The following is a 26571-nucleotide window of genomic DNA, read 5'->3' as shown; positions in this document are numbered from 1 at the left end:
CTACTATTAAAAAGTGCGGTCAATTTCGACCGCACTTTTATCTTCTAATCTAATTGTTTTAAATAATTTATCCCTAGATTTCTCATTTGTTTGATAATCCATTGCTGTTTTTTACGTACCAATGCACTCGGTTTTTTGACTTTATAAATAATGGGGTTTGGCAAAACTGCTGCCAGTAATGCCGCCTCGGATTGCGTTAGATTTTTAGCTGATTTATTAAAATAAAAACGACTTGCCGCTTCAACACCAAAGATTCCATCACCAAATTCTGCAATATTTAAATACACCTCTAAAATCCGTTTTTTTGACCAACTCAGTTCTAATAACATAGTGGCGGGAACTTCCAATCCTTTACGGAACCAACTTTGTCCATGCCAAAGCATCAAATTTTTAGCCGTTTGTTGAGAAATGGTCGAGGCGCCACGGACTTTACGTGTCGATTTCTCGTTATATTTGAATGCTTTTTGAATTGCAGTGAAATCGAAACCGTAGTGAGAGGGAAATTTTTGATCTTCCGCTGCAATCACTGCAAGTTGCATATGGGGCGAAATTTTCTCAATATTTACCCAACTTGACGTTGCCCGATAATAGAAATCGCCTTGTAGCCAATGTCCGACTTGCTGTTGAATCATATAAGAAGAACAAGGTACGGGAACAAAACGAAAAAGAAGGATAAAAACAAAAACAGCGAAAAAAAGCCAGATTGTAATACGTTGCCAATTTTTCTTCCACCATTTAGGGCTGAATAACCGTAAAAGTGCGGTTAAAAGTTGCTTAGTTTTTTTCAACGCTATCAAGATGTTGTTTCATCCATTCCATAAAATCCGGATCCATCGTTTTGATCATATTTGAACCGCGTGTAATGGTGGCGGCACTGGTATTCAGATTTTGCTGAATTTCACGTTGAGATAAACTTTTATCTAAGAGCTGTGAAACAATTTGTAGGCGTAAGCCCACCGCATCACGTTCGTCAGCGGTGAGAAGTAAGGTTAAAAAATCTTGTGCTTTACCTTGTTCAAAAGCGGTTTGTAGCATGGTAAGAAAAGCGTTCCATTGATCTAAATTGCGACTGATATACATGAATCTCATCCTATACTATTAAACTAGTGCGCTTAGTATAGCCGATCAAACTCTTCCTGGCTAAAGGTTTGTGGATTTTCTTTATGTTGTAGCAGTTGGTAGTAAAAATCATAGGCTAACACATTTTGCACATAACCACGGGTTTCAAAAAATGGAATTGAGGCGATAAATTCATCCATCGCTAATTTTCCTCCTGCCCTTGACAGCCATTTTTCCACCCTATTTGCTCCGGCATTGTATGCGGCGGCAATGAGAATACGATTATTCGGGTATTTCATATTCAGTTCATTTAAATGTGCCGTACCGAGCAAAATATTATTGAGCGGTTTGAATAAATCCTTTTCCGTTTGATAAGGTAATTGATTGTTATCGGCGGTTGCTTTGGCAGTACTTGGTAAAAGTTGCATTAATCCGCGTGCATTGGCGGAAGATTGTGCCATTGGATTCCAAGCACTTTCCTGACGAGCTATTGCCATTGCAAAGGTTTTATTTATAGAGTTATTAACTTTTACTGATCGGGGCATTAAAGCAATATCAAAATAGCCTTGGTAAGCGTTTGGCAGGCGTAAGGAAATATGATTCCAAGCTTTCGCAATAATTGAGCCGTCCACACCTAAATCAAACCAACCTTGCCGATTAGCATATTCACTCAAAGCAATTTGCTTCGCTTGTTTTGACTCGGCGGAAATATGCTCAAGTAAAAAACGCCAACGCTGTTTAGCTGCACCTAGACGATCTAATTGTCGCAGTTCGGCAATTTCCTCTAGTGCGGCACGGTGATGCTTTATAAGAGCAAGTGTTGCTTTCTCATTTAATGTGGTTTGAGGCAATTCAATGCGATAGTCCGCACCACGATTTTGAGGGTTAAGCATGGCTTTGGCTAACATTGGATAAAAACCACGTTCTTTGGCAAGTGCGGTTAAAATTTCTTGTGTTTTTTGTGGATCACTTTTTGCGAGCCAATAACGCCATTCTTGTTTTTCCTTGCCTTCTTTCGAAAGCGCATTTAGCCAAGGCATAAGATCGGTTTTCTGCCAAATTGCCATACGGAGTCGGCGTTCAATCAGATTATCGGCATTTAATGCTAAGATCTCAGCATCACGCCATTGCTGAAAATGAGGGGTTTCATTATCAAAAAAACGGCTGATAAACGCGATTTTCCAATCACGAATTTGCGTGTCGCTTAGTTGCCAATTTTTCGCCCATTGTAAATAAGGGGCAAAATCAGGATTATCCATATTTTCGGGGAGCGTACGTAAATAACGTGAAAACCCTTGTATGACGGCAAATTGGTCTCGGATTTTGCCATTCTTGTCATCAGGTAATGTATCCGCAAGTGTTTTTAAATTTGCCGGATTTTTTAGTAAATCAGCATAAACTTTTAGTTTGATCAGGATTGTTGGATCTTCTTTTATATTATTGGAGTTCTCTAATTCTCCCGCCAGTAATACTAAGCCTTTCACATCATTTTTTGTGAATAAGTTTTGCGCTTTTTGATAAATTTTGTCTGTTGTTCTGCCACCTTTGGAATACCATTTTTTCCATAGCTCGGAATCGTTCGTAAGTTCGCCATTATTGAGCCAGAATATTTCAAAGCGGTTCAAAATATCCGTTTCTTGAGTGGGTTGATTTTTATTGAACGCTGATGGTTTTTGAGCGAGCTGATATTCCATGTTTAATGTGGCAATTTGCATTGCTAAACCATTTGGTTTGATCTTTTTGGCATAATCCGCTAGGTGCTCGGAGCCGCTGTTATTTAGCAAGGTAAGAATACTTTGTTCTAAACGGGAGCGGAGAAAATGTTGGGGATGTTTAGAGATATAATCCTCAATATCTTTTTTTAATGCCATCACTTCAGTTGAAGGTGTATCACGAGTAACCAATTTTATTTGGCTGTCAAAATAGGCAAACCAAGCATCGGCTTGCAACGAATAGCCTTCCAAAAAATGGAGTAATGATAGAAAAACAGCTCGGTTTTCAAAAACACGGTTATTTTTTACCGCACTTTTCAATAGATTCTCAAGTTGTAAGAACGTTGCCCGCTGCTTTCGCTGTTTTAACTCGGCATGGTGTTGGCTTTGCTGCCATTTCAACTGTTCTTCCGCGAGATTAACGGTTGGTGTGTTTGCGAATTTATCGGTATTTGTATTCGCTCTGATGGATTGAGAAAGTGCGGTTAAAATTGCAAGCGAAATAAGGGGGAGTTTTTTCATACCATTCCTGTAAAATGAGAATTTATGCCTTGTTAGGTGGCGTTAGCTTTACGGTATTGATGTTCAAATTTATACGGTTTAATTAACAAAAAAAGCGAATTCTTAGATTCGCTTTTTCATATATTAGTTCCCTTAGAACACTTTTTTGAACGGTTTCACCATCACTTCACCATAAACCCCTGCTGCTACATAAGGATCTTGTGCAGCCCAGTCTTTTGCAGCGAGCAGGCTGTCAAATTTTGCTATGACGGTAGAACCGCTGAATCCCGCATCGCCGGGATTTTCGTCATCAATAGCCGGATTTGGGCCGGCGGTAAGCAAACGATCTTCGGCTTGTAACTGTTTTAAACGGGCTAAGTGTTGTTCACGAACAGCAAGGCGTTTTTCAAGGGTGCCGGGAATATCTTGAGCAAAAATAACGTAATACATGGTTTTCTCCTTTAAATATTTTTAGTTTGTTGGTTTTCATATTCTTGAATGGAGGCGAGGGCTTTTTCCAGTTCATGGTTGCCTTCGCGTGGAATACTACGTGATTTACCGTTGCTATCTACTGCCACAAAGGTAAATACCGCATCGGTTACGCAGTAGCGTTCACCGATAGGTTCACTGGCAACTTTTTTCACCCAGACTTCTACTTTAATTTGAATAGAAGAGCGCCCGATTTTTAGGCATTGACCGTAGCAGCATACCACATCACCCACTGCAATAGGTTTGATGAAATTCATTCTTTCTACGGCAACGGTAACAACCCGTCCGTGAGCAATTTCTTTAGCTAAAATTGCACCGCCCATATCCATTTGCGACATAATCCAGCCACCGAAGATATCTCCGTTTGCATTGGTGTCGGAAGGCATAGCAAGGGTGCGGAGTAGTAATACGCCTTTCGATTGGCGACCATCTTTATCAATAAAATTTGAGGACATTAATTCTCTCCATCTTTATGGTTATTTTGTTCGTCTTTTGGTAAATATTTATAAATGTAAGCCGCGGAAATCAGCGTGGCAATGATCGTCATTCCAATTAAGCCGAAAGATTTAAAATCAACCCAGGCTTCTTCCGACATATTGCGGCTAATATAAATATTCACCAACATACAAATGATAAAGAAAATTGCCCAGCCGAGATTGAGTTTATTCCAAGCCTGCTCCGGTAACTTAATTTCTTTACCGAGCAATTTTTTCACTAAAGGTATTTTGAATTGAAATTGTGCCACAAGCAATATGATGGCAAAAAGCGCATTTACAATAGTGACTTTCCATTGCAAATAACGTAACTCATTGAAATAAGCGGTTAAAAGTCCGAAAAAAACAACCGCACTTGCCATGATTTTTTGTTGTTTTTCAATGGCGCCGTATTTCCATTTTAAGATCACCATTTGTAAGATGGTCGCCACCACTAAGACGATTGCCGCATCGCGTACGCCGCTCAGTTTATAAGTGATAAAAAATAAGATTAACGGAATAAATTCAAGTAGTTGTTTCACTTATGACTCCTTCATAAATAAACTGTAAAAACGATAGGTTACCACCAGCATTAGGATATTTAATAATGAGGCAAAGCCGCTTACGATCAGTATAAAAATCATATTGTTAGATAGGGTGGTGATCTGAAAAACCAATGTCGGTACAACAAAATACACTAGTAGGGAGTAAATAAACAATGCGCTTTTTTGCGTTCGCCCTTGTAGCCAAATTTTTTGCAGACTTTGTCCGATACCGTCTTGTGTCGTTAAGTAGTGGGTAGTCGATAAATTTACACGTATAAAGAACCAAATACCGAAAATAACCGCTACAAGCGAAATTATTGAGGGAGAGGTTTTAGTGAGTACTGCCGCACCGATTTCAAATAAGCCAAGAAATATAGGAATAACAACAATAAGTTCTAAGATCAGAACACCGATAAAACGTGAAAGAGTTGTACTGAATGTTTGCCCTAAAGTGCGGTAATTTTGTTGGCTGATTTTATGAATTGTCAGCAATCCCCACGCACTCAAAAAAGTGGTTGCTAATTGTGCGATAGAAAAGGATGTTAAAAAGCCAATGACATCTATATTTGCCATATCAAAAGTATTGGTATCGACCAAGGCTTCTTGAGAATTAATCGATGGGCTTAATAATATGCTTAAAACTTGTATCATAAATAGGATTAATACAAGTTGAAGCATTATTTTTTGCTGATTACGGAAAAAATTCCAGCTATCTTGTAAAACCTGCGTAAAGTTAATTTTCATTCAATTTTCTCTTTGTCAAAAGTGAGGCAATTATACCTTGTTTATAGGGTTCTGCCATTTATCTATATAAAAATTCTACCCCTTGATAGGGAATAAATTTTGTGATTTTAAGTTTTTAGGCTGAAAATTGTACTGATTTCACCTAAATAATTTTATTAAATGTTTAAAACCTTGAATTAGATCACAGAATTGATACTCAATATGGAGTATATTACAAACCGCAAATAGCCATAGTCTTTTTATGGTTATGAATTAAACATTATACTTAAGGAGTTCAATATGAAAAAAACAGCACTAGCATTAGGTTTAACCGCCGCATTATTTGCCGGTGTAGCAAATGCTCACCAAGCTGGGGATGTGATTTTACGTGCCGGTGGCGTGTTTGTGTCAGCAAATTCTGAATCTACTACTAAAACTGCAGTGCCGGTTAATTTAGAGGTAGGTGATAATGCACAGTTAGGCTTAACCGGTACCTATATGTTTACTGATAATATCGGTTTAGAATTGTTAGCTGCAACGCCATTTTCACACAAAGTGAAAGCAAACGTGCTAGGATTAAGTGCTTTAACGAATGGTGCTGTTGGCGATAATTTAGGTAATGTAGTGAAAGTGAAACAATTACCTCCGAGTCTATATTTACAATATTATTTCTTAGATAAAGATGCTGGTTCTCGTCCATACCTTGGTGTAGGTTTAAACTACACTCGTTTCTTTAATGCAAAATCAACAAATACGTTAATTACCGATGTTAACGTGAAGAAACATTCTTTTGCTCCGGTTGTCAATGCGGGTATTGATATTAAATTAACCGATAGTTTATATTTGAATACGGCAATGTGGTACACCCGCATTAAAACTACCGCTAAATTTAAAGTTCCGGCTGTAACAGCTGGCTATGAACACGAAGTAAAACTTAAACTTGATCCATTTGTGTTCTTCGCAGGTTTAGCGTATCGTTTCTAATTGTAAATTGTCCTCTAGTTATCAAAAAAGCGATGAAATCATTCATCGCTTTTCTTTTTACTCACAGGCATAACCTTGCTTTGGTAGTGGTTTTCCGTCTAAATAGGCAATGCCTTCTTTTAGACTTAAGCGATCTTCAATAAACCATTTAATCACCATCGGGTAAATACGATATTCTTGCTCTCTTGTACGTAATTCAATATCTTCCACAGTATCGTTTGGGAAAATGGGAACTTTTGCCTGCAAAATAATGGCACCGCCGTCCATTTCTTCATTAACAAAATGAATGGTTGTACCGTGTTCCGTATCGCCCGCCTCTAAGGCACGTTGGTAGGTATTAAGTCCCGCATATTTCGGCAGTAGGGAAGGATGAATATTTAAAATTTTTCCTTGGAAGCGTTGGGTAAACTCAGGCGTAAGAATCTTCATATAGCCGGCAAGCACAATCAGGTCAACGTCAAAACTTTCCAAATAATCGCCAATTTTGCGATCCATTTCCTGATTATTTATAAAATCTTGGCGCAAAAAAACACTTGTAGGAATGACCGCACTTTTAGCCCGTACAAGCCCGAAAGCCTCAATTTTATTACTAACAACGCATGCAATTTTGGCCGGGATAAAACCTTTTTCACAAGCATCAATGATAGCTTGCAGATTACTTCCTTGTCCTGAAATCAGAACGGCAATTTTTTTCATAAGTGTCCTAAATATAAAAGAAAAGGCGAATTTTTATTCGCCTTAAATGGAAAGAAGATTATTGAATCACAACTTGCGCTTCGTCGTCCGCAGCCTGTTCAATATGCCCAATAAGCCAAGCATTTTCACCGGCTTGTTTTAAAATCGCTAAAGCGGTTTCCACTTGATTTTGTGGAAGGGCAATTACCATACCGACACCACAGTTAAAGGTGCGGTACATTTCATAAGTGGAAATATTACCTTGTTCTTGCAACCATTTGAAAATCGGTTGCCATTCCCAACTTTTTTCATCAATGACAGCTTTAGTATTTTTTGGTAAGACGCGTGGAATGTTCTCCCAAAAACCGCCGCCGGTAAGATGGGCGATAGCGTGAACATCCGTTTGTTTGATCAGAGATAAAATAGATTTTACATAAATTTTAGTCGGCGCAAGCACTTGTTCGCTTAATGGTTTACCGGCTAATTGTTCGGTTGCCGGATTCACACCGGAAACATCAATCACTTTACGGATTAAAGAATAACCGTTTGAATGTGGGCCGCTTGAGCCTAAAGCAATTAATGCATCACCGCTACGCACTTGACGACCATCAATAATTTCGGATTTTTCAACTACTCCAACACAGAAACCGGCTAAATCGTAATCGCCTTCGTGGTACATTCCGGGCATTTCGGCCGTTTCACCGCCGACCAAGGCACAGCCTGATTGAACACAGCCTTCTGCAATACCTTTCACCACATCCGCCGCTACATCGACTTCTAGTTTTCCGGTTGCATAATAATCTAAGAAAAAGAGAGGCTCAGCCCCTTGTACCACCAAATCATTGACGCACATTGCCACCAAATCCACGCCGATAGTGTCGTGTTTTTTTAAATCAATCGCTAAGCGTAATTTTGTCCCGACACCGTCCGTACCTGAAACCAAAATAGGTTCTTTGTATTTACTTGGGATGGCACACAATGCACCGAATCCGCCTAAACCGCCAATCACTTCAGGGCGGGTTGTACGTTTTACGTGTGGTTTGATTCGTTCGACAAGTTCGTTCCCGGCATTAATATCCACACCGGCATCTTTGTAACTTAATGATGGTTTGCTCACAATGTTTTCCCGTATTAATTAAATGAAAAAATCAGCGCGGATTGTAACAGCTTAGGCAATCGTTTGCGACAAAATTTTGAGATAAAAAAGACCGCACTTTTTGAAAGTGCGGTCAAATTTAATGGGGTTTTAACGATTAGCCAATTCAAAGATCATCGCTTCCGCTTGGCAACTAAAGGTAAAACTTGCGCTTAATTGTACACCATCTTCAACCGGTGATATTTCACTCACAATCTCGCAAGGCTCACTTTCTGTTTTACGTGCTTTTTCCGTTAAACGGGCAAGGACTTGCTCTGCTTCAGCTTGGGTAGAGTAGATTTGAACCATATTTACGGTACAATCCGAGCCGTCAATAATTGTGCCGACATCTACACAGCTACAAGTTAAAGATTCTTCTGCTTTACATTTTACAGTCATATTTCGTCCTTATTTTTGAAATTTAGTGGCGTTATTTTAGCATTTTTAGAAATCGATTGAAAACCGACCGCACTTAAAATCAAAATTTCTACTGGTCGGAACTCTATAAAAATAAACAAAATAAATTTGCACTCTAATCAATGGAGTTTTAGAATTCCGCGTATTTTATTTTTTGTATGAATAACAAAGGGTTCCAAATGAAAAAATTTAATCATTCCTTATTAGCAAGTATAGCGTTAATTACAGCAGGTGGTGTAAATGCCGCAGCATTCCAGTTAGCGGAAATTTCTACCTCCGGTTTGGGGCGTGCCTATGCCGGTGAAGCTGCGATAGCGGATAATGCTTCTGTCGTGGCAACAAACCCGGCGTTGATGACTTTATTTAAACGTCCTGAAATTTCTTTTGGCGGTGTTTATGTTGATGCAAAGGTTAATCTAAAAGGAGAATTTACTTCAGATTCACCACAAGTCAGTAGATTGTTGGCTAATAAAAATGCAAATCAAAACAAGGTTGTACCTTCGGCTTTTGTTCCAAACGCTTATTTTGTTTATCCGATTAACGAGAAATTTTCTGTTGGTGGAGGAATGAACGTTCCTTTTGGATTAAAAACGGAATTTGATTCAGATTATAGTGCGGGTATATTTGGCGGAAAAACAGATTTAACGGCGATTAATTTAAATCTTAGCGGTGCTTACCGTATTTCAGAGGGCTTGAGTTTCGGTTTAGGTATTAATGCACTTTATACCAAGGCAAAATTAGAGCGAACAGCCGGTGTTGGAGCTGATTTAATTAATGCCCAGGTAAGTGCTCAAGCTGGTCGCCCTGTGAAAGTGTTGGATAGCAGTGATGTTGTGACACGTTTACAAGACAATGAATGGGGATTCGGTTGGAATGCCGGATTAGTTTATGAATTTAATGATCGTAACCGTTTAGGGGTCGCTTATCATTCTCCAATTACTGTGAATTATAAAGATAATACCGCTTTCAATCGTACGTTAAATCGTACCGATACGGCAGAATTGGATCTTGATTTACCGGCGTATTGGGAGATTTCCGGTTATCATAAAGTAACGGATAAATTTGCGTTCCACTATAGCTATAAATATACAGATTGGAAACGTTTTAAAGAGCTGAAAGCAACCTATAATAGTGATGGCACTACCGCTTTACAAAAAGATGAATATTTCCGTGGCAATTCCCGTATTGCCTTAGGGGTTTCCTATGAGGCGACAGATAAACTGACTTTACGTAGCGGGATTGCCTATGATGAAACAGCCGCAGATTAGTATCATTCTGCTTCTATCCCGGATACGGATCGGACTTGGTATAGTTTAGGCGCAACCTATAAAGTGACGCCGGATTTATCAATTGATCTTGCCTATGCTCATTTAAAAGGTAAGAAAATCACCTTTAAAGAGGAGCAAGAAAAAGTTCCTTTTGCGGTGAATTATACGAGCAAATCCACGGCTAATCTTTACGGTTTAAACGTAAATTATCGTTTCTAATTTAGTTAAAAATTTCGCATAATAAAGCGTACTTGGGTACGCTTTTTTTATATTAAAACGAGGGCTCAAAATGACCGCACTTTACTACACTTATTATCCTTCTCCGGTGGGAAAACTCTTGATCTTGTCTGACGGTGAACACATCACGCATATTGATTTTGAAAAAGAGCAGTTCGAGCCGAATCCTAAATGGGTTGAAAAAAATAATCTCCCCCTTTTTCAAAAAGTGCGGTTAGCTTTTGATCGTTATTTTAAGGGAGAAGCGGAGACATTTTCAGATATTCCCTTGAAAGCTGAGGGAACGCCATTCCAGCAAGCAATTTGGCAGGCTTTACGACAAATCGGTTATGGTGAAATATCAAGTTATGGCGAATTGGCGAAAATGATTAACAATCCAAAAGCGGTGCGTGCTGTGGGCGGCGCGGTTGGCAGTAATCCGATTAGCATCATCATTCCGTGCCATCGTATTTTAGGCAAGGATAAAACTCTAACCGGCTTTGGTGGTGGCTTAGCGGCAAAACGCTTTTTACTGGAGCTAGAAAAAATTTCTTACGTTGATAAAGGAACGGAATATACCCGCCCCCGTTTTTTTAAGAAATATAACGAATGATGCCACAAACATTAACGCAACTTCTTCAACGGGCGCAGTCTATTGCCGGATTAACTTTTGGTGAACTTGCCGATGAGCTTACTATCCCCGTTCCCCCCAACTTAAAACGTGATAAAGGCTGGGTGGGTATGCTTTTAGAAACGGCATTAGGGGCTACTGCAGGCAGTAAAGCCGAACAGGATTTTGCCCATCTAGGGGTGGAGCTTAAAACCTTGCCGATTAATGAGCAAGGTTTTCCGTTAGAGACGACATTTGTCAGCCTTGCGCCATTAACACAAAATTCCGGTGTGCAATGGGAAAATTCACATGTTCGCCATAAATTGTCTTGCGTACTTTGGATCCCGATTGAAGGGAGCCGACATATTGCGTTGCGTGAGCGCCATATTGGCACACCGATTTTATGGCAGCCTAGTTCTGAACAAGAGCAGCAATTAAAGCAAGATTGGGAGGAATTGATGGAATATATCACCATGGGAAGGCTTGATGAAATTACCGCCCGAATTGGGGAAGTGATGCAGTTACGACCAAAAGGCGCTAATAGTAAAGCGATCACAAAAGGGATTGGAAAAAATGGGGAAGTGATAGATACGCTGCCATTGGGATTTTATTTGCGGAAGGAGTTTACAGCGGGGATATTAAGGGAGTTTTTGAACGATGAGTTTTTCCGATGGTAGCTTACTTTTTTCTGCACGACTCTTTTTCCTTGTTTCCTTTGTTCAATTAAATTGGATTAACAGAAATTTTCTGAACTCGCTACAGGCTGCTCAAACAGACTAAAATTTTCTATTGTCAGTGATGGTTAATTAAAGAAAAACAATCTCAAAATCAACCGCACTTTTTTAATATTCGAATGAAACAGTGCCCCATATAAATCGCCTTTACGACTTGGCATTTTTAGCTAAATTTGTATTGTTTGAGCGTAGCGAGTTTACAAATTTAGCGTTAAGAAAATGACAATAAAGTAAAGAGCAGTGATTTAACTGGGGAGTGTTTTCTTTTACACTAGTAAAAGAAAGTAGGTCGCCATCGGCGAAGCCCGATATTAATATCCCTAAAAGAAAAAGGTTTCTACTACAGAAACCTTTTCCAATATCAATTTTATTTAAATTCTTTATGCCACCTGAGTAAAAAAGTCCTTCAATCCGATTAATACATTATTTACCGCCACGGTTGCCAAAATTAACCCCATTACACGACTAATAATTGCTGCGCCGGAATTTCCAATAAAATGCTGAATCCGATTCGCGGCAAGTAATAGGATATAAGTGATTAATAATACGGCTAACATGATTCCAGCCGTGATAAATTGTTCGGTAAAATTAAAACGATGGTTATCGGTTAACAGTACAATCGCCATCATCGCACCCGGAGAGGCAATAGAAGGCACGGCAAGGGGATAGACGGCAACTTCGGTGATATTTGCCCTCATTTTCATTTCTTGTTCCGGTTTGCTTTCACCAAAAATCATGGTTAAAGCAAATAAGAAAAGCACAAGCCCGCCGGCAATTTGGAATGCCGGAAGCGGTACTTCCATTGCTTCAAATAAAACTTGCCCGCCTACAAGGAAAAAAAGCAAAATTCCGGCAGAAATAATCACTGCATTACGTGCGATTTTTCTGCGTTCTTCAAGAGAGAATCCTATGGTTTTTGAAAGGTAAACGGGAATTGAGCCGATAGGATCAATCACCGCCCAAAGTACAACGAACTGAACAATCAAAGAATCAAACATTTGCCTTCCTTTATTTATAGATTAAAAAACAACAAGTCCCAGCATTCTATCAGATAAATCGCGTAAAGTGCGGTACGTTTTGCGCTATTTTGTGATATTTCCGGAAATGTGAAAAAAACCGACCGCACTTTGTAATTCATCGCCATAAAAAATTAACGGTATGCGGTTACGTTGCCAAGGTGGGACTTGTAATTCTTGCCAAATTTTTTTGATATCTTCTTTTGGGCGTTTAGGATGGCGTTTTATTTTTCCGGAATAACCAAAGCGAATTTGAATCGGTAAATCAGTGTGTGGCAGCTCGACAGAATATTGTTGCCAAGAAAAAATTAAATTTTCCGTTGTGCGCTGCAAATAAAGTTTACCAAGCTTGTCGGGAAGCGAAAGACAAGAATCCTGCATTTCAAGACAAATACCGCTTAGATCGGCAAAATTATCGGTAAGATACAGACAGGATTGATAACGGCGGATAACTTTTTTGCCTAAATGAAATTGCGGATTGGCCTCTTTTTTTGCCGTAATCACATCTTGTATCAGCTGTTCAATTTGGCGTTTACTCGGCATTTCACATTGATTTTGAGCCAACCACATTCTTAAAAGTGCGGTTTGTTTTGAGTATGAATATTGAAGGAAATTGTGCAGTTGGAATTCCGTTGGCGTTTGACAATGTTCAAGAAAACAGTCTTGTAGTAATTCATCAATCAGTTGTTGTTGCTCAAAACAATGTTGCGCGGAGCGTTGAACGGTCTGATCAAAATGTCCCCAACGTTCACGTAGTTTAGGCAAAATTTTATTGCGTAAAAAATTGCGCTCATAACGGCTATCATCGTTACTTTCATCGTGAACCCACGTCAAATTTTCAGCCTGTGCATAGTTTTCTAATTGCTCACGGGTAACATTCAACAATGGGCGAAAAATGCTCATTCCGAATAATTCGCTTTGAGGCTGCATTGCGCTCAAGCCTTGTAGTCCGCTCCCACGTTTGAGTGCAAGGAAAAAAGTTTCCGTTTGATCGTTTAAATGGTGGGCGGTTGCTAAGCATTCATTCGGCAGTATATGACGTCGAATAGCCTGATAACGAGCCTCACGAGCCCCCGCTTCAATGCCTTTGGTTCGATCGACTTGAACATATTCGATAACTAACGGAATATAAAATTGCTCGCATAAAGATTGACAGTGTTTAACCCAGCTGTCGGCATTAGGGCTTAAGCCATGGTGGATATGGATTGCGCGTAGGTTAAAGTGCGGTTGGTTTTCGCTGTATTTTTTAAATAAAGCAAGCAGTGCGGTAGAGTCTAAACCACCGCTCAAGGCAATAAGGTAGTCTTGAGCGGGATTTTTTTTGAGTTGTTGTTCAAAAATAGAGAACAGATCCATCAGGCAATTTTTTCAGCTTTATATTGGCTGGTCGGATTTAAAATTTCAAAGCGTGCAGCAATGGTTTGTAATTCGTAAGAATTCAGTTCGAAGGTGGTTTTCATCACACCGGCAACTTCATTATTCATCGCTTCAAAGGCTTCGACATCCGATTTTCCGTTGAGTAAGTTCGCTAAGAACGTACCGGCAATTAAATCACCCACACCGACCGGTTCAAAATTGAACTGATAAAGCGGACGGCTTAAATGCCAGATCCCTTCAGGGGTTGCCATGATAATTTCAAAGGTATCGGGATCATTAATTTTTCCAACTTTACCCAAATGTTTTACCAGCACTTTTTTAACGCCTTTATCCAGCAAACCCCGTACTGCTTTTAATACGTCATCAAAAGAATTGATAGGGAAATCGCTGAGTTGGCGTAATTCATTAAGGTTTGGCGTCATAATATCCGCAACAGGGATAGCTTTCTCAATCAGTGCTTCTCGAACGCCATTTGCCACGACACAAATTTTTTCCGGATTCGGCATGACGGGATCGCATAAATAAAGCGCATTAGGATTGTGTTTCTTAATTTGTTCTAAGGCGTAAAGAATTTGATCTACTTGTTCCGGCGAACCTAAATAACCGGAAAGCAATGCATCGCATTCTTGTAATTTTTCGATATTATCTAAGCCGGTAACAATTTCACGAATTTGTTCTTGCGGAATAACCATCCCTGTCCATTTACCATATTGAGTATGGTTGGAAAATTGTACGGTATTTAATGCCCACACATCTACGCCTAATAGTTGCATTGGGAAGGTGGCGGATTTATTGCCGGCAAAGCCATACACGACGTGTGATTGGATGGAAAGTACGTTTTTCATAATTGCCTCCTGTTGGTTAATATTACATTCCATTATAAAACTTAGATAGCGCAAGCAGTATCTTGGATAGTTTATTGTTTAGGGGTAAGCCGTTTAATATCTTGGTAGATAATAGTTAATCAAAAATGGCTTACGGTTAAATTGAAAAGAGCGGATAAAATAACCGCTCTTTTTTTAAATTAATTAGCAATAGCCGTAAGACATCAAACGTTGATAACGTCTATTTAATAATTCTTCTTTATCTAATTTGTCAAGTTCTGCCAAATCTTCATTTAGGCGTTTTTTCAAATTGTTTGCCATCAACGTGTAGTCACGATGCGCACCGCCTAACGGTTCCGGTACAATGTTGTCGATTAATTCAAGTTCTTTTAAACGGGGAGCGGTAAGCCCCATTACTTCAGCCGCGGTTGAGGCTTTTTCTGCACTTTTCCATAGGATTGAGGCACAACCTTCTGGTGAAATCACGGAATAAGTAGAATATTGCAACATGTTTACTTTATCACCCACCCCGATCGCCAAAGCACCGCCTGAGCCTCCTTCGCCGATGACGGTACAGATTACCGGTACGGTCAATTGCGCCATTTCCCGTAAGTTATGTGCAATAGCTTCGGCCTGTCCGCGTTCTTCCGCACCGATTCCCGGATAAGCCCCCGGCGTGTCAATAAAGGTGATGATAGGAAGTTTAAAACGCTCAGCCATTTCCATTAAGCGTAAAGCCTTGCGGTAGCCTTCCGGTGCTGGCATACCAAAGTTGCGTTGTACTTTCTCTTTTACCGTGCGACCTTTTTGATGACCGATTACCATCACCGGACGACCGTCCAAACGTGCCAAACCGCCAATAATCGCTTTATCATCGGCAAATGCACGATCACCGGCAAGTTCGTCAAATTCAGTGAAAATATGGTTAATATAGTCAAGCGTATAAGGACGGTTTGGGTGACGGGCCATACGTGAAACTTGCCACGCATCAAGATTGGCAAAGGTTTTTTTGGTTAATTCATCGCTTTTCTTTTGTAAGCGTTTAATTTCATCGGTTAAATCAACTTCATCATTAGAGGCGGAGCGCAATGCACCGATTTTTGCTTCTAACTCGGCAATCGGCAATTCAAAATCTAAATATTCCGGAGTCATTTTTGTTATCCTAAAAAACACCATAAAAATCCACCGCACTTTATCAAGAATTAACTGGCGGCGCAAATAGTTTTCACTGGTTGGGCGAGCTTACAAACGAGCCTTTTTTAGTAATGACAGAACAAATAAAAATGTCGAGCAAATGACAACCGATGGGCCGGCTGCGGTGTCATAAAATGCCGAAAGCATTAATCCGCCGATAATTGAAAGCATACTGCTCCCCACCGCAAAACCTGCCATGGATTCGGGGGTTTTGGCGAAACGGCGTGCCGTCGCTGCCGGAATAATTAATAGTGAGGTAATAATTAATGCACCGACAAATTTCATACTTAGCGCAATCGTCAGTGCGGTTAAAATCATCAAAATAAAACGCATTTTTTTGATGTTGATGCCTTCCACTTGGGCGAGTTCGGGCGAAACGGTAGTGGAGAGAAGGGCTTGCCAAAAATAGAGTAACGTACTGAGTACGATGGCTACACCGATACTGATATAAATTAAATCGGTGTAATTGATTGCCAACAAATCCCCGAATAAATAACTCATTAAATCAACCCGAACATTTTTTAATAAACCAACGGTTACAACGCCGAGTGATAAGCAACTATGGGCGATAATGCCCAATAAGGTATCAATAGAAAACTGCGTATGACTTTCTAGCCATACCATAACTATCGCTAAAATAAGAGTGAGGACGACTATCGCAATATAAGGATTGATTTGTAAGAAAATCCCCAATGCAACGCCAAGTAAGGCCGAATGAGCAAGCGTGTCACCAAAGTATGCCATTTTACGCCATACTACGAAGACCCCAAGCGGTGCGCTGATAAGAGACAACAAAATGCCGGTGAGCAGTGCCGGAAATAAAATTTCAAACATTACATATCCTTATTTTGACAACGATCGGCTGTGCCGTTACAACTACAGACATCGCCGTGTAAATTATGATGGTGATTGTGGCGATGAGTATAAAAGCCGACATTTTGTGAGAGTCGGTTGCCCCATAAACGTATAAATGTAGGATCATTTGACAGGGTTTCCGGTGTTCCGGCGCAGCAAATGTGTTGATTAATGCAAATCACTTCTTTACTGTCCGCCATTACAATATGTAAATCATGAGAAACCATCAACACGGCACAATTTAATCGTTGTTGGGTTTGATGAATGAGTTGATAAAGTTCCGCCTGACCGGTGATATCCACGCCTTGAGTAGGTTCGTCTAATACTAATAAATTCGGTTTGTTTAAAATTGCACGGGCGAGCAAGACCCGTTGCATTTCACCGCCGGAAAGTTTTTGCATATTATTTTTGCGTAAATGTGTAATGGAAAGTTGCTCAAGTGCGGTTGAAATTTCCTGTGTTTTCGCTCCTTTTTTTAAGGCAAGAAAACGTTCTACCGTAAGAGGTAAATTATGATCTAAGTAAATTTTTTGCGGCACATAGCCGATACGTACATTTTTACTATAAATGACTTCGCCTGAGGTCGGTTGTTGTAATTTTAAGAGGGTTTTTAATAATGTGGATTTCCCCCCGCCGTTTGGCCCGACGATAGTAATAATAGAGTGGGGATAAATACTTAAATTAATATTTTGTAGTGCTGTTTTTTGTTCAAATACCACATTGATATTCTTGAGTTCAATTAATGGAGAACTCGGATCGCATTGAATGGAATGAATTTGCATAATGCCGCCTATGTCAAATTTAGCGGCTAACCTTAGCTCATTTTGCCGTCTTTCTCAAGATATTCTCTCTTTGTGATGAATATTTCTACAACTTTTTTATCTGTTTTAGGGTAGAATGAACCTCTTTTATGATTCGTAGTCTGAAGACGATATTATTTCCACTTTAGGTATTTACCTTTGCAACACGTTAAATTAGCCCGAGACAGACGAAAGAGAAAATCCCGCATTAAAGCGGCGATTTTTTTTGTCGCATTGGCGTTAATTTTCAGTGGCGTTATGTTGGGTTTAAAAGAGAGTACGGAATCGGAACCTTCGGTTCAAACTAATCTTGAACCCGAAATGGTGGACGATGTGCAGTATCAACCCCTTAAACCTGAAGAAAATACACAGATCTCACAGGCGCCCGAGCAATTACAGACTGAGGAAGCAACTTCTTATGACGATGAATTGCAGGAACAAGACGATGAAGTGGAAGAAGTTAAGCCTGAATTTGATGATCTTAATGATCTTCCGCAAGATGCTCAGGATGCGTTGAGCGGTTTATTGGATGTCGCAGATCAAGCCTTACGTATTACTCATCAATTTAGCCATACTGTTGTACGTGGCGATACGTTAAAAGATGTATTGGAACTTTCGGGATTAGAAGATGATACGGCAAAGGGATTAATCGCTTCTTATCCGGAACTTAAAAATCTCCGTGTCGGGCAGCAATTTTACTGGATTTTAGATAAAAACGATCAATTGGAATATTTAAATTGGCTTGTTTCTGAAAAAGAAGAGCGAATTTATGAGCGTGTCGAAGAGGGAAAATTCAAACGTCAAATCTTAGAGAAACAAAGCGTTTGGAAAAAAGAAGTATTGAAAGGGAAAGTGAGCGGCTCTTTTGCAGCCAGCTTACGTTCTTTAGGTTTAGAAGGACGCCAAATTGCCCAATTAACTTCCGCGTTACAATGGCAAGTGAGTTTGAGAAAACTTAAGAAAGACACCAAATTTTCAATTTTGGTTTCCCGTGAATATTTGGGTGACAAATTGACCGGACAGGGTAATGTTGAGGCGATCCATATCCTTGCGGACGGCAAGAGTTATTACGCAATTCAAGCGGCAAACGGCCGTTATTATAATCAACAAGGTGAAACCTTAGGCAAAGGTTTTGCTCGTTACCCATTGCAACGTCAGGCTCGGGTGTCTTCAGGTTTTAACCCGAATCGCCGTCATCCGGTGACCGGACGTATACGCCCTCATAAAGGCGTGGATTTTTCTGTGCCGCAAGGTACACCGGTTATTGCACCGGCAGACGGTTTGGTGGAGAAAGTCGCTTATCAAGCAGGAGGAGCGGGGCGCTATGTCGTGCTACGCCACGGACGTGAATATCAAACGGTATATATGCATCTAAGCCGACCGTTGGTTCGAGCCGGACAAGCGGTGAAAAAAGGTGAACGTATCGCGCTTTCCGGTAATACGGGGATTTCAACCGGTCCGCATTTGCATTATGAATTCCACATTAATGGACGGGCGGTTAATCCGCTTACCGTAAAATTGCCGGGAACAAGCAGCATGGCAACAGCGGAACGTAAGCAATTCCTGAGAAGGGCAAAAGAAGCGGAGCGAATGTTAAAACTATAATTTAGATTTAATGGAAAGAAAGTGCGGTTAATTTTAACCGCACTTTGAGTTTCTCGATATTATGTCGCCGTTACACCATACCCAAACAGTGCCGGATAATGACATCATCAAACAGACGAAAGCTTATTAAAACGGATATATCATTTTTGGGATTCGGTAAATTGGTATCTCGCCTTTAGCGGTTTAGAAACTATGGAGATCATCTCAAAAGAACTGAATAATGCAGTACAGAAATAAGTTTAATAAAAACCCCTCTTACGGGGTTTTTGTTTATCTGTAAAAGAATCTTTACAGGTTTGTGTAAACCACTTATTATAGGTTCGATTTCCATTTATTCGGACTGTTCAACATGACTTCTAAATTTGATCCTCAACATCCTTTCGCTTGCTTTGTTACTCACAGTGAAACCATGAAAAGTGCGGTAGAAAATGCCCAACGTTTTGCTATGTTTGACGTGCCGTTATTGATTCAAGGTGAAACCGGAACGGGAAAAGATTTATTGGCAAAAGCATGTCACTACCAAAGTTTACGCCGAGATAAAAAATTCATTGCAGTGAATTGTGCTGGTTTGCCTGATGAAGATGCGGAAAGCGAAATGTTTGGGCGGAAACGGGGAAACAGTGAGACGATCGGTTTTTTTGAATATGCGAATGAAGGGACGGTATTGTTGGATGGGATTGCGGAATTATCGCTCAATCTTCAAGCTAAATTATTGCGTTTTTTAACGGACGGTTCATTCCGCCGAGTAGGGGAAGAACAGGAGCATTATGCGAACGTGCGGGTTATCTGCACTTCTCAAGTTCCTCTCAACCTTTTAGTTGAACAAGGTAAAGTACGTGCCGATTTATTTCATCGTTTGAATGTGTTGGTCATCAACATACCGCCGTTACGGGAGCGTATTGCGGACATTCAACCCTTGGCAGAAGGCTTTTTACAAGAAATAAGTGATGAATTGAAAATAAAATTACCTACCTTTAATCAGGATTTTCTTGTTTATTTGCAGCAATATGATTGGCAGGGAAATGTTCGGGAACTTTATAACACCTTATATCGTGCTTGTTCTTTATCGAAAGACAATCAGTTGAGTGTGGAAAGTTTAAATCTCACTCTGCCGCAAAGTGCGGTCATTTCTGTTGATGAATTTGAAAATCAAACATTAGAAGATATTATCGGGCAATATGAAGCGAAGGTTTTGCAGGCTTTTTACAAAGAATATCCGAGTACCCGCAAACTGGCACAACGCTTGGGCGTATCGCATACCGCGATTGCAAATAAGCTAAAGCAATATGAGATTGGAAAATAGTATTGCTTGGTATAAAAATTGCCGACTAAATCTTTATCCGCATTAAAGTTGGAAATTGCTTACATAATTTTAGCCATTCCACCCGATTGATTTGCACATCTAAGGCAAATTCGCCTTGTTCTGTAATTTGTTCGTTGCGGATTACATCTCGTTGATAAAGAGTATGACGGAGCTTTCCTTCATAAGGTTGAAGAGTCAGATTTAGCGAAAGTATTTCATTTTTTAACCGCAGTTTGATGGCTTCCAATAATAAATCAATGCCTTCCCCGTTATGTGCAGAAAGATAAACGGCGATGGGTTTATTGTCATCATCATATTCAATATGGGGTAACACGCCACTTAGTAAATCAATTTTATTGTAAACCAACAAGGCGGGAACGTTATCCGCTTTAATTTCTTCCAATACAGAAACTACCGCTTCTATATTTTCCGACATTCGAGGATCAGTTGCATCAATGATATGTAATAAAAGGTCGGCTTCGACGGTTTCTTGTAAAGTGGATTTGAATGCGGAAACCAAATCGTGCGGCAGTTGGCGTACAAAACCTACCGTATCGGCAAGAATGGTTGTGCCGACATCTTGAATGTGTAAACGGCGTAAAGTGGGATCGAGTGTGGCAAAGAGCTGATCCGCCGCATAGACCCTAGCTTGTGTGATTGCATTAAAAAGGGTCGATTTTCCTGCGTTGGTATAGCCCACCAGTGAAATAGTCGGAATATCTGCCTTTTGTCTTGTTTGACGATTTTGATGACGTTGTTTTTCGACTTTTGCTAAACGATTTTGTAACTGACCAATACGCACTTTGATGAGACGGCGATCTGTCTCTAGCTGTGTTTCCCCCGGCCCTCTTAGCCCAACCGCGCCTTTTTGTTGGTCTAACCCGGTTTTACGGCGAACCAAACGCGTTGCTAAATGTTTTAATTGTGCCAGTTCTACTTGTAATTTCCCTTCGTGAGATCTTGCCCGTTGGGCAAAAATATCTAATATGACACCCGTTCGATCGACAACACGACAGTGACATAAATTTTCTAAATTACGTGTTTGGGTGGGCGTAAGTTGATGATTAACCAATATCACATCCGCATTGTATATTTTTACCGTATCGGCAATTTCTTGGGCTTTTCCTTCTCCCACAAAATATTTAGCTTGGGGCGTACTACGACTGGTTGTTATTACTTCCAAAGTATTCACATTGGCTGATTTAGCAAGCAAGAGAAATTCTTTGAGATCGTCAAGATTTTTATTTTGCGAAAAGAAAACATGTACAACGATAGCGGTATCACACTGAGGAACCGAGTCTTGATGAGCTTGGGGCAAAGAAAGTGCGGTTGAAATTTCAGGTAAATTTTCAACCGCACTGAGTGTTTTTTTACAATCCATTGAATCAATTATTCTGATTGTGTTCCGGTTTCTTCCGTAGCTTCTACAGGCTGCACATTATGGTGATTATTATTGTGATGAGAAACAGAACGCGCCGGCACAACAGTAGAAATTGCATGTTTGTACACCATTTGGTTTACGGTGTTTTTTAACAAAATTACAAACTGATCGAATGATTCAATTTGCCCTTGTAATTTAATCCCGTTTACCAAATAAATTGATACGGGAATACGCTCGCGACGTAGCGCATTTAAATAAGGATCTTGTAAAGATTGTCCTTTTGCCATTTTGCTATCCTTTGTGTTGTCGTTATTATGAAATCATGATAGAAACGAGTTGTCTCCGGGTCCAAATATAACAATAAATGCCAAATTTGTCTATTTGCTTTCCCGTAACTTTTTCAATACGGCTTTTATTTTTTCATCAAGCGGTGCATTGAAGCGTAAGGTTTCGCCTGTTTTGGGATGTTCAAAGCGAATCGAAAAAGCGTGTAAAAACAAGCGGTTTAAGCCAAATACTTGTATTTGTGCATCAAAATCCTTATCTCCGTATTTGGCATCTAATGCAATGGGATGACCGGCATACTGAGTATGCACGCGGATTTGATGGGTTCGTCCGGTGATCGGTGACGCCTTTATTAAGGTTGCGTTAGAATAACGTTCCTCAATAGAAAAACGTGTTTCGGAAGGTTTACCTTGTTCACTCACACGCACGATACGTTCTCCGCCGGCAAGCTCATTTTTTAGCAACGGAGCTTTTACCACTTTAACATGCGATTGCCATTGTCCTCTTACTAGTGCCAAATAATCCTTTTGCACAGTTTTAAGGCGGAGTTGCTCGTGTAGATTGCGTAATGCCGATCGTTTTTTAGCGATTAACAAAATGCCCGAAGTATCGCGATCTAAACGATGAACGAGTTCTAAAAAACGTGCTTCGGGGCGTAATGCCCGTAAGGCTTCAATTACGCCGAAGTTCAAGCCGCTACCGCCGTGCACAGCAATACCTGAAGGTTTATTTAATATGATTAACTGATCGTCCTCAAATAAAATTTTATGTTCAAGATCCGCAACTTTATTTAAATTCTTAGAGACCGGCGGATTATTTTTTTCTGTTGTACGCACAGGCGGTAAGCGCACTACATCACCGCTCTGCAATTTATATTCCGGCTTAATCCGCCCTTTATTTACCCGTACTTCACCCTTACGTACAATGCGATAAATCAAACTTTTCGGCACACCTTTTAACTTTGCCAACAGATAATTATCAATGCGCTGACCGGCTTCGTCTTCATTAATTGTGAGCATTTTTACGGAGGAATTGATGATATTTTCTTTTTGTTCTGTCATTTTTTCACCTTTTGAAAATTGGCATAAATCATATCATAAAAGCCTTATCTAAGGTAATTATGACCTTGCTAATTTATCGGTTTCTATGGATAATAGAGCGTCTTTTTACGTATAAAATTGGGCGTAAAAAATGACAAATCAGGTTGGTGGAAACTCAATGCGGCATTTGGCATAAGACATTGATAATCAACATTTTTCTTGAAAATAAACAAGCTGCTTGTAACGCGTGTGAAACATCGCGTTATTTTATTAAACAATCCTTTTATCGTTTCATAACGTTATCAATGCACCCAGCAACATACAATCGTGAGATTGATTGGCGCGAGAAACACGAGGTCGATAACGAAGCAAGGTGCGGTTTATTTTGAGGTACTTTTAAAAATTTTAAAAAGAGAATCGACAATGAAAAGAATGTTAATCAATGCGACTCAAAAAGAAGAGTTGCGCGTGGCGCTTGTTGACGGACAACGCCTTTTTGACTTGGATATTGAAAGTCCGGGACATGAACAAAAAAAAGCCAATATCTACAAAGGGAAAATTACCCGCGTAGAACCAAGCCTTGAAGCGGCTTTTGTGGATTATGGTGCGGAACGCCATGGTTTTTTACCTTTGAAAGAGATTGCACGAGAATATTTCCCGGCTGATTATGTATTCCAGGGGCGTCCTAATATTCGTGATATTTTGAGCGAAGGACAAGAAGTTATTGTTCAAGTAAATAAAGAAGAGCGCGGTAATAAAGGTGCTGCGCTGACAACCTTTGTTTCCCTTGCCGGCAGTTATTTGGTGATTATGCCGAATAACCCGCGTGCGGGTGGGATTTCTCGCCGTATTGAAGGCGATGAACGCGTAGAATTAAAAGAAGCACTAAGTTCATTAGATGTGCCGGAAGGTGTGGGCCTCATCGTTCGTACTGCGGGCGTAGGTAAGTCGCCGGAAGAATTACAATGGGACTTAAAAGTGCTATTACATCACTGGGAAGCGATTAAACAAGCCTCGCAAAGCCGTCCGGCACCGTTTTTAATTCATCAAGAAAGTGATGTGATAGTACGTGCAATTCGTGATTATTTACGTCGTGATATCGGGGAAATTTTAATTGATAGTCCGAAGATCTTTGAAAAGGCGAAAGAACATATCAAGTTGGTTCGTCCGGATTTTGTGAACCGTGTGAAATTATATCAAGGCGAAGTTCCTCTCTTCAGTCATTATCAAATTGAATCTCAAATTGAATCTGCCTTTCGACGCGAAGTCCGTTTGCCGTCAGGCGGTTCAATCGTGATTGATGTAACGGAAGCCTTAACTGCGATTGATATTAACTCTGCGCGTTCAACCCGTGGCGGCGATATTGAAGAAACCGCACTGAATACAAACCTTGAGGCCGCAGATGAAATTGCACGCCAACTACGTTTACGCGATTTAGGCGGATTAGTGGTTATCGACTTTATTGATATGACGCCAATTCGTCATCAACGCGAAGTAGAAAACCGAATTCGTGATGCGGTACGCCAAGATCGTGCTCGTATTCAAATTAGCCGTATTTCACGTTTTGGCTTGTTGGAAATGTCTCGTCAGCGGTTGAGCCCGTCACTTGGCGAATCTTCCCACCATATTTGCCCACGTTGTCGAGGAACGGGCAAAGTGCGTGATAACGAGTCCCTTTCTTTATCAATTTTGCGTTTAATTGAAGAAGAGGCTCTGAAAGAAAATACTAAGCAGGTTCATACCATTGTGCCGGTGCAAATTGCCTCTTATCTGTTAAATGAAAAACGTAAAGCAATCAGTAGTATTGAGAAACGTCATGACGTTGATGTGATTGTCGTTCCAAATGAAGCCATGGAAACGCCGAATTTTAGCGTATGCCGTATGCGTGAGGGGGAAGAACTGAATGAGCTCAGCTACAATTTAGCAAAAATCCATTGCGCGCAGGATGATGTTGCTGATGAATCATCGGTTTCACGAAACACTGAAACGACGGTTGTTTCCGAGCAACCGGCAGTAGAAAGTGTAGCACTCTCGCTTTCTATTTCCGAAGCCGCTCCGACACCGCTAGAACGTAAATCGAACGAGTTGTCGTTATTGGCAAAAATTATTGCAAAAATTAAAGCGTTATTTACCCCTGAGCCGGTTGTTGAGGAAAAACCAAAACACAATCGTAATAGCAATCGTCACCAACGTCGTTCTCAAGATCGCCGTAATGCGTCGCATCGTTCTAAATTCGAGAATGCGGCAGAGAAAACAGAGCAGGAAAATGCACCTTCTATGCGTGAGCGTAATCAACGTCGCTTACGTCGTCATTCCGTTGCAAATGAAAATCCAAATGAAAGTGCGGTCAATTCTACGCTTGTTTCCGATCATTCTGATAATAAAGCAGAGCAGCCGGCGCAACAACGTCGTCAACGCCGTGATTTACAGAAACGTGTGCGCATTGATGAGCCTACAGTTAATGTCTCTCCTGCACCGGTGTCAAAGGTTGAAGTTGTTGAGGAGACGGTAGAAACAACACCAACTGAAGTTACCCAAGTAGTAGAGGTTGAGGAGAAACAAAATCGTCATGATCGTCAGCGTCGTACGCCACGTCATTTGCGTGCAAATAATCAACGTCGTCGCCGTCAAGAGCCTAAATCGCCAATGCCGTTGTCTTTCGCTGTTTTTTCTCCTGAATTGGCAAGCGGGAAAGCATGGGTGGATTATTCGACATTGAATGCGGCGACAAAAGAAAATAGTTTCTTGTCTGTTGATGAATTGCTTGAGCAAGAAAAAACGAAGAAAGGATTTATCACGCCGGCTACCGGTATTGTGATTGAAAATACTTCAGTCGAAGTAAAACCTGCTTTAGATTTTATTACGCAACCGGCAAATGAATCGGTACAGAAAAAAGTTCAGGAGTCATTGGAGCGTCTTAATGCAGAGAAAGGGCAAGAGCAAGATGAAGTTGTTCCCAATGAGATTGCTGAAGTCGAAAACTCGGCTAAATTTGACCGCACTTATGAATTTTCAGGTCGTTTAGGCACGATTTCTTCGGTTACTCACACTAAGGCTGAGATGACACTTGCAAAAGCCGGCGAAGAAATAGCCGATCCTTTCCCGATTGTGGAATGGTCGGAGTCGCGTTACTACTTCTACGGAAAAGGGGCGGCGGGGCATCATAGTGCGATTAGTCATGTGTATTCCGAGCCAACTCATGCAAAAGCGGAATAGATAAAAATTAAATTGGTACGAAAGTACCAATTTTTTTGCGTTTAAAATTGAACTAAAAATAAGCACTCAAGAAAAAGAGGCCTTTTTATTCTTGACGAGATTGGGGAAAAAACGTATTATTCCCCTCGCTTAAA

The 26571-nt window shown here is 40.4% G+C and carries 25 protein-coding genes and 1 pseudogene; 7 read left to right on the top strand and 19 right to left on the bottom strand.

Going from position 1 to position 26571, the window contains the following annotated elements; genetic code table 11:
- Positions 1-44: 44 nt before the first annotated feature.
- The 7 genes from mtgA to FEE42_RS04820 all read right to left on the bottom strand — a co-directional run bounded on the left by mtgA (position 45) and on the right by FEE42_RS04820 (position 5523).
- Positions 45-788 (bottom strand): monofunctional biosynthetic peptidoglycan transglycosylase, encoded by a 744-nt coding sequence (mtgA, locus tag FEE42_RS04850; RefSeq protein WP_059365682.1) that lies wholly within the window; start codon positions 786-788, stop codon positions 45-47.
- Positions 775-1080 carry a trp operon repressor gene (gene trpR, locus FEE42_RS04845; protein ID WP_164027841.1) on the bottom strand — a complete coding sequence of 102 codons (306 nt, stop codon included), beginning with the start codon at positions 1078-1080 and terminating at the stop codon, positions 775-777. Before trpR ends, mtgA begins: the two co-directional genes overlap by 14 nt.
- A 32-nt stretch (positions 1081-1112) precedes the next feature.
- Positions 1113-3293: a transglycosylase SLT domain-containing protein gene (locus FEE42_RS04840; protein WP_164027840.1), complete on the bottom strand. Its 2181-nt coding sequence runs from the start codon at positions 3291-3293 to the stop codon at positions 1113-1115.
- Positions 3294-3425: 132 nt separating this feature from the next.
- The gene (locus FEE42_RS04835; protein WP_164027839.1) at positions 3426-3722 is read right to left on the bottom strand and encodes a YciI family protein; all 297 of its coding nucleotides are present in this window, start codon (positions 3720-3722) and stop codon (positions 3426-3428) included.
- Between the two features lie 11 nt (positions 3723-3733).
- Positions 3734-4216: an acyl-CoA thioester hydrolase YciA gene (yciA, locus tag FEE42_RS04830; protein ID WP_059365678.1), complete on the bottom strand. Its 483-nt coding sequence runs from the start codon at positions 4214-4216 to the stop codon at positions 3734-3736.
- Positions 4216-4776 (bottom strand): septation protein A, encoded by a 561-nt coding sequence (locus FEE42_RS04825; protein ID WP_059365677.1) that lies wholly within the window; start codon positions 4774-4776, stop codon positions 4216-4218. Before FEE42_RS04825 ends, yciA begins: the two co-directional genes overlap by 1 nt.
- Entirely contained in the window at positions 4777-5523 is a 747-nt protein-coding gene (locus FEE42_RS04820) for a hypothetical protein (protein WP_164027838.1), read from the bottom strand.
- 279 nt (positions 5524-5802) lie between these two features.
- Between FEE42_RS04820 and FEE42_RS04815 the strand changes: the two genes are divergently transcribed.
- A complete protein-coding gene (locus FEE42_RS04815; protein WP_164027837.1) occupies positions 5803-6486 on the top strand; it encodes an OmpW/AlkL family protein in 684 nt (227 codons plus the stop codon).
- Between the two features lie 57 nt (positions 6487-6543).
- On the opposite strand, the gene purN is transcribed toward FEE42_RS04815, so the two are convergent.
- From purN to FEE42_RS04800, 3 genes are all read right to left on the bottom strand, one after another.
- Positions 6544-7182 (bottom strand): phosphoribosylglycinamide formyltransferase, encoded by a 639-nt coding sequence (purN, locus tag FEE42_RS04810; protein ID WP_059365674.1) that lies wholly within the window; start codon positions 7180-7182, stop codon positions 6544-6546.
- 58 nt (positions 7183-7240) lie between these two features.
- Positions 7241-8278 (bottom strand): phosphoribosylformylglycinamidine cyclo-ligase, encoded by a 1038-nt coding sequence (gene purM / locus FEE42_RS04805; RefSeq protein ID WP_059365673.1) that lies wholly within the window; start codon positions 8276-8278, stop codon positions 7241-7243.
- Positions 8279-8407: 129 nt separating this feature from the next.
- Positions 8408-8695, bottom strand: a complete 288-nt coding sequence (locus FEE42_RS04800; protein ID WP_059365672.1) for a YfcZ/YiiS family protein — start codon at positions 8693-8695, stop codon at positions 8408-8410.
- A gap of 197 nt (positions 8696-8892) precedes the next feature.
- Between FEE42_RS04800 and FEE42_RS04795 the strand changes: the two are divergent.
- The 3 genes and pseudogenes from FEE42_RS04795 (at position 8893) to mutH (ending at position 11484) form a co-directional block, all read left to right on the top strand.
- A pseudogene (locus FEE42_RS04795) lies at positions 8893-10200 on the top strand (outer membrane protein transport protein).
- Positions 10201-10270: 70 nt separating this feature from the next.
- Positions 10271-10810 (top strand): methylated-DNA--[protein]-cysteine S-methyltransferase, encoded by a 540-nt coding sequence (locus FEE42_RS04790; RefSeq protein ID WP_077664652.1) that lies wholly within the window; start codon positions 10271-10273, stop codon positions 10808-10810.
- Complete coding sequence (gene mutH, locus FEE42_RS04785) at positions 10807-11484, top strand: DNA mismatch repair endonuclease MutH (RefSeq protein WP_059365670.1); 678 nt, start codon at positions 10807-10809, stop codon at positions 11482-11484. The genes FEE42_RS04790 and mutH overlap by 4 nt, the downstream gene beginning before the upstream one ends.
- Before the next feature lie 437 nt (positions 11485-11921).
- Here mutH and FEE42_RS04780 read toward each other — a convergent pair whose 3' ends face one another.
- From FEE42_RS04780 to znuC, 6 genes are all read right to left on the bottom strand, one after another.
- On the bottom strand, positions 11922-12539 hold the full coding sequence (locus FEE42_RS04780; RefSeq protein ID WP_059365669.1) for a MarC family protein: 618 nt from the start codon (positions 12537-12539) through the stop codon (positions 11922-11924).
- 84 nt (positions 12540-12623) lie between these two features.
- The gene (tilS, locus tag FEE42_RS04775) at positions 12624-13913 is read right to left on the bottom strand and encodes a tRNA lysidine(34) synthetase TilS (protein WP_135969318.1); all 1290 of its coding nucleotides are present in this window, start codon (positions 13911-13913) and stop codon (positions 12624-12626) included.
- Positions 13913-14779 (bottom strand): pyridoxal kinase, encoded by an 867-nt coding sequence (pdxY, locus tag FEE42_RS04770; RefSeq protein ID WP_059368799.1) that lies wholly within the window; start codon positions 14777-14779, stop codon positions 13913-13915. Before pdxY ends, tilS begins: the two co-directional genes overlap by 1 nt.
- Positions 14780-14962: 183 nt before the next feature.
- Complete coding sequence (gene accA, locus FEE42_RS04765; RefSeq protein ID WP_059365667.1) at positions 14963-15910, bottom strand: acetyl-CoA carboxylase carboxyl transferase subunit alpha; 948 nt, start codon at positions 15908-15910, stop codon at positions 14963-14965.
- A 90-nt stretch (positions 15911-16000) separates the two neighbouring features.
- Positions 16001-16786 (bottom strand): zinc ABC transporter permease subunit ZnuB, encoded by a 786-nt coding sequence (gene znuB, locus FEE42_RS04760; RefSeq protein ID WP_164027836.1) that lies wholly within the window; start codon positions 16784-16786, stop codon positions 16001-16003.
- Positions 16786-17589, bottom strand: a complete 804-nt coding sequence (znuC, locus tag FEE42_RS04755) for a zinc ABC transporter ATP-binding protein ZnuC (RefSeq protein ID WP_059365665.1) — start codon at positions 17587-17589, stop codon at positions 16786-16788. Before znuC ends, znuB begins: the two co-directional genes overlap by 1 nt.
- Before the next feature lie 177 nt (positions 17590-17766).
- On the opposite strand from znuC, the gene mepM reads away from it, so the two are divergent.
- Both mepM and FEE42_RS04745 read left to right on the top strand, forming a co-directional pair.
- Complete coding sequence (gene mepM, locus FEE42_RS04750) at positions 17767-19212, top strand: murein DD-endopeptidase MepM (protein WP_135969319.1); 1446 nt, start codon at positions 17767-17769, stop codon at positions 19210-19212.
- Between the two features lie 349 nt (positions 19213-19561).
- Positions 19562-20515, top strand: a complete 954-nt coding sequence (locus tag FEE42_RS04745) for a sigma 54-interacting transcriptional regulator (RefSeq protein ID WP_059365663.1) — start codon at positions 19562-19564, stop codon at positions 20513-20515.
- Between the two features lie 25 nt (positions 20516-20540).
- Here FEE42_RS04745 and hflX read toward each other — a convergent pair whose 3' ends face one another.
- From hflX to rluC, 3 genes are all read right to left on the bottom strand, one after another.
- A complete protein-coding gene (gene hflX / locus FEE42_RS04740; RefSeq protein WP_164027835.1) occupies positions 20541-21896 on the bottom strand; it encodes a ribosome rescue GTPase HflX in 1356 nt (451 codons plus the stop codon).
- 8 nt (positions 21897-21904) lie between these two features.
- Positions 21905-22183 carry an RNA chaperone Hfq gene (gene hfq / locus FEE42_RS04735; protein WP_059365662.1) on the bottom strand — a complete coding sequence of 93 codons (279 nt, stop codon included), beginning with the start codon at positions 22181-22183 and terminating at the stop codon, positions 21905-21907.
- Between the two features lie 90 nt (positions 22184-22273).
- On the bottom strand, positions 22274-23242 hold the full coding sequence (gene rluC / locus FEE42_RS04730) for a 23S rRNA pseudouridine(955/2504/2580) synthase RluC (protein WP_059365661.1): 969 nt from the start codon (positions 23240-23242) through the stop codon (positions 22274-22276).
- Between the two features lie 402 nt (positions 23243-23644).
- On the opposite strand from rluC, the gene rne reads away from it, so the two are divergent.
- Positions 23645-26437, top strand: coding sequence for a ribonuclease E (gene rne / locus FEE42_RS04725; RefSeq protein ID WP_164027834.1), 2793 nt, complete (start codon positions 23645-23647; stop codon positions 26435-26437).
- Positions 26438-26571 lie beyond the last annotated feature (134 nt).

It is taken from the genome of Rodentibacter caecimuris (genome assembly GCF_010587025.1).
GTDB classification, from domain to species: domain Bacteria; phylum Pseudomonadota; class Gammaproteobacteria; order Enterobacterales; family Pasteurellaceae; genus Rodentibacter; species Rodentibacter caecimuris.
This window is presented reverse-complemented; position numbering and strand designations above follow the sequence as displayed.

What these genes read in the sequence shown, in the direction of transcription:
- trpR (WP_164027841.1), bottom strand. Translation starts at nt 1,080, where the DNA reads ATGTATATCAGTCGCAATTTAGATCAATGGAACGCTTTTCTTACCATG.
- FEE42_RS04840 (WP_164027840.1), bottom strand. Translation starts at nt 3,293, where the DNA reads ATGAAAAAACTCCCCCTTATTTCGCTTGCAATTTTAACCGCACTTTCT.
- FEE42_RS04835 (WP_164027839.1), bottom strand. Translation starts at nt 3,722, where the DNA reads ATGTATTACGTTATTTTTGCTCAAGATATTCCCGGCACCCTTGAAAAA.
- yciA (WP_059365678.1), bottom strand. Translation starts at nt 4,216, where the DNA reads ATGTCCTCAAATTTTATTGATAAAGATGGTCGCCAATCGAAAGGCGTA.
- FEE42_RS04820 (WP_164027838.1), bottom strand. Translation starts at nt 5,523, where the DNA reads ATGAAAATTAACTTTACGCAGGTTTTACAAGATAGCTGGAATTTTTTC.
- FEE42_RS04815 (WP_164027837.1), top strand. Translation starts at nt 5,803, where the DNA reads ATGAAAAAAACAGCACTAGCATTAGGTTTAACCGCCGCATTATTTGCC.
- purN (WP_059365674.1), bottom strand. Translation starts at nt 7,182, where the DNA reads ATGAAAAAAATTGCCGTTCTGATTTCAGGACAAGGAAGTAATCTGCAA.
- FEE42_RS04800 (WP_059365672.1), bottom strand. Translation starts at nt 8,695, where the DNA reads ATGACTGTAAAATGTAAAGCAGAAGAATCTTTAACTTGTAGCTGTGTA.
- FEE42_RS04790 (WP_077664652.1), top strand. Translation starts at nt 10,271, where the DNA reads ATGACCGCACTTTACTACACTTATTATCCTTCTCCGGTGGGAAAACTC.
- mutH (WP_059365670.1), top strand. Translation starts at nt 10,807, where the DNA reads ATGATGCCACAAACATTAACGCAACTTCTTCAACGGGCGCAGTCTATT.
- FEE42_RS04780 (WP_059365669.1), bottom strand. Translation starts at nt 12,539, where the DNA reads ATGTTTGATTCTTTGATTGTTCAGTTCGTTGTACTTTGGGCGGTGATT.
- tilS (WP_135969318.1), bottom strand. Translation starts at nt 13,913, where the DNA reads ATGGATCTGTTCTCTATTTTTGAACAACAACTCAAAAAAAATCCCGCT.
- pdxY (WP_059368799.1), bottom strand. Translation starts at nt 14,779, where the DNA reads ATGAAAAACGTACTTTCCATCCAATCACACGTCGTGTATGGCTTTGCC.
- accA (WP_059365667.1), bottom strand. Translation starts at nt 15,910, where the DNA reads ATGACTCCGGAATATTTAGATTTTGAATTGCCGATTGCCGAGTTAGAA.
- znuB (WP_164027836.1), bottom strand. Translation starts at nt 16,786, where the DNA reads ATGTTTGAAATTTTATTTCCGGCACTGCTCACCGGCATTTTGTTGTCT.
- znuC (WP_059365665.1), bottom strand. Translation starts at nt 17,589, where the DNA reads ATGCAAATTCATTCCATTCAATGCGATCCGAGTTCTCCATTAATTGAA.
- FEE42_RS04745 (WP_059365663.1), top strand. Translation starts at nt 19,562, where the DNA reads ATGACTTCTAAATTTGATCCTCAACATCCTTTCGCTTGCTTTGTTACT.
- hflX (WP_164027835.1), bottom strand. Translation starts at nt 21,896, where the DNA reads ATGGATTGTAAAAAAACACTCAGTGCGGTTGAAAATTTACCTGAAATT.
- hfq (WP_059365662.1), bottom strand. Translation starts at nt 22,183, where the DNA reads ATGGCAAAAGGACAATCTTTACAAGATCCTTATTTAAATGCGCTACGT.
- rluC (WP_059365661.1), bottom strand. Translation starts at nt 23,242, where the DNA reads ATGACAGAACAAAAAGAAAATATCATCAATTCCTCCGTAAAAATGCTC.
- rne (WP_164027834.1), top strand. Translation starts at nt 23,645, where the DNA reads ATGAAAAGAATGTTAATCAATGCGACTCAAAAAGAAGAGTTGCGCGTG.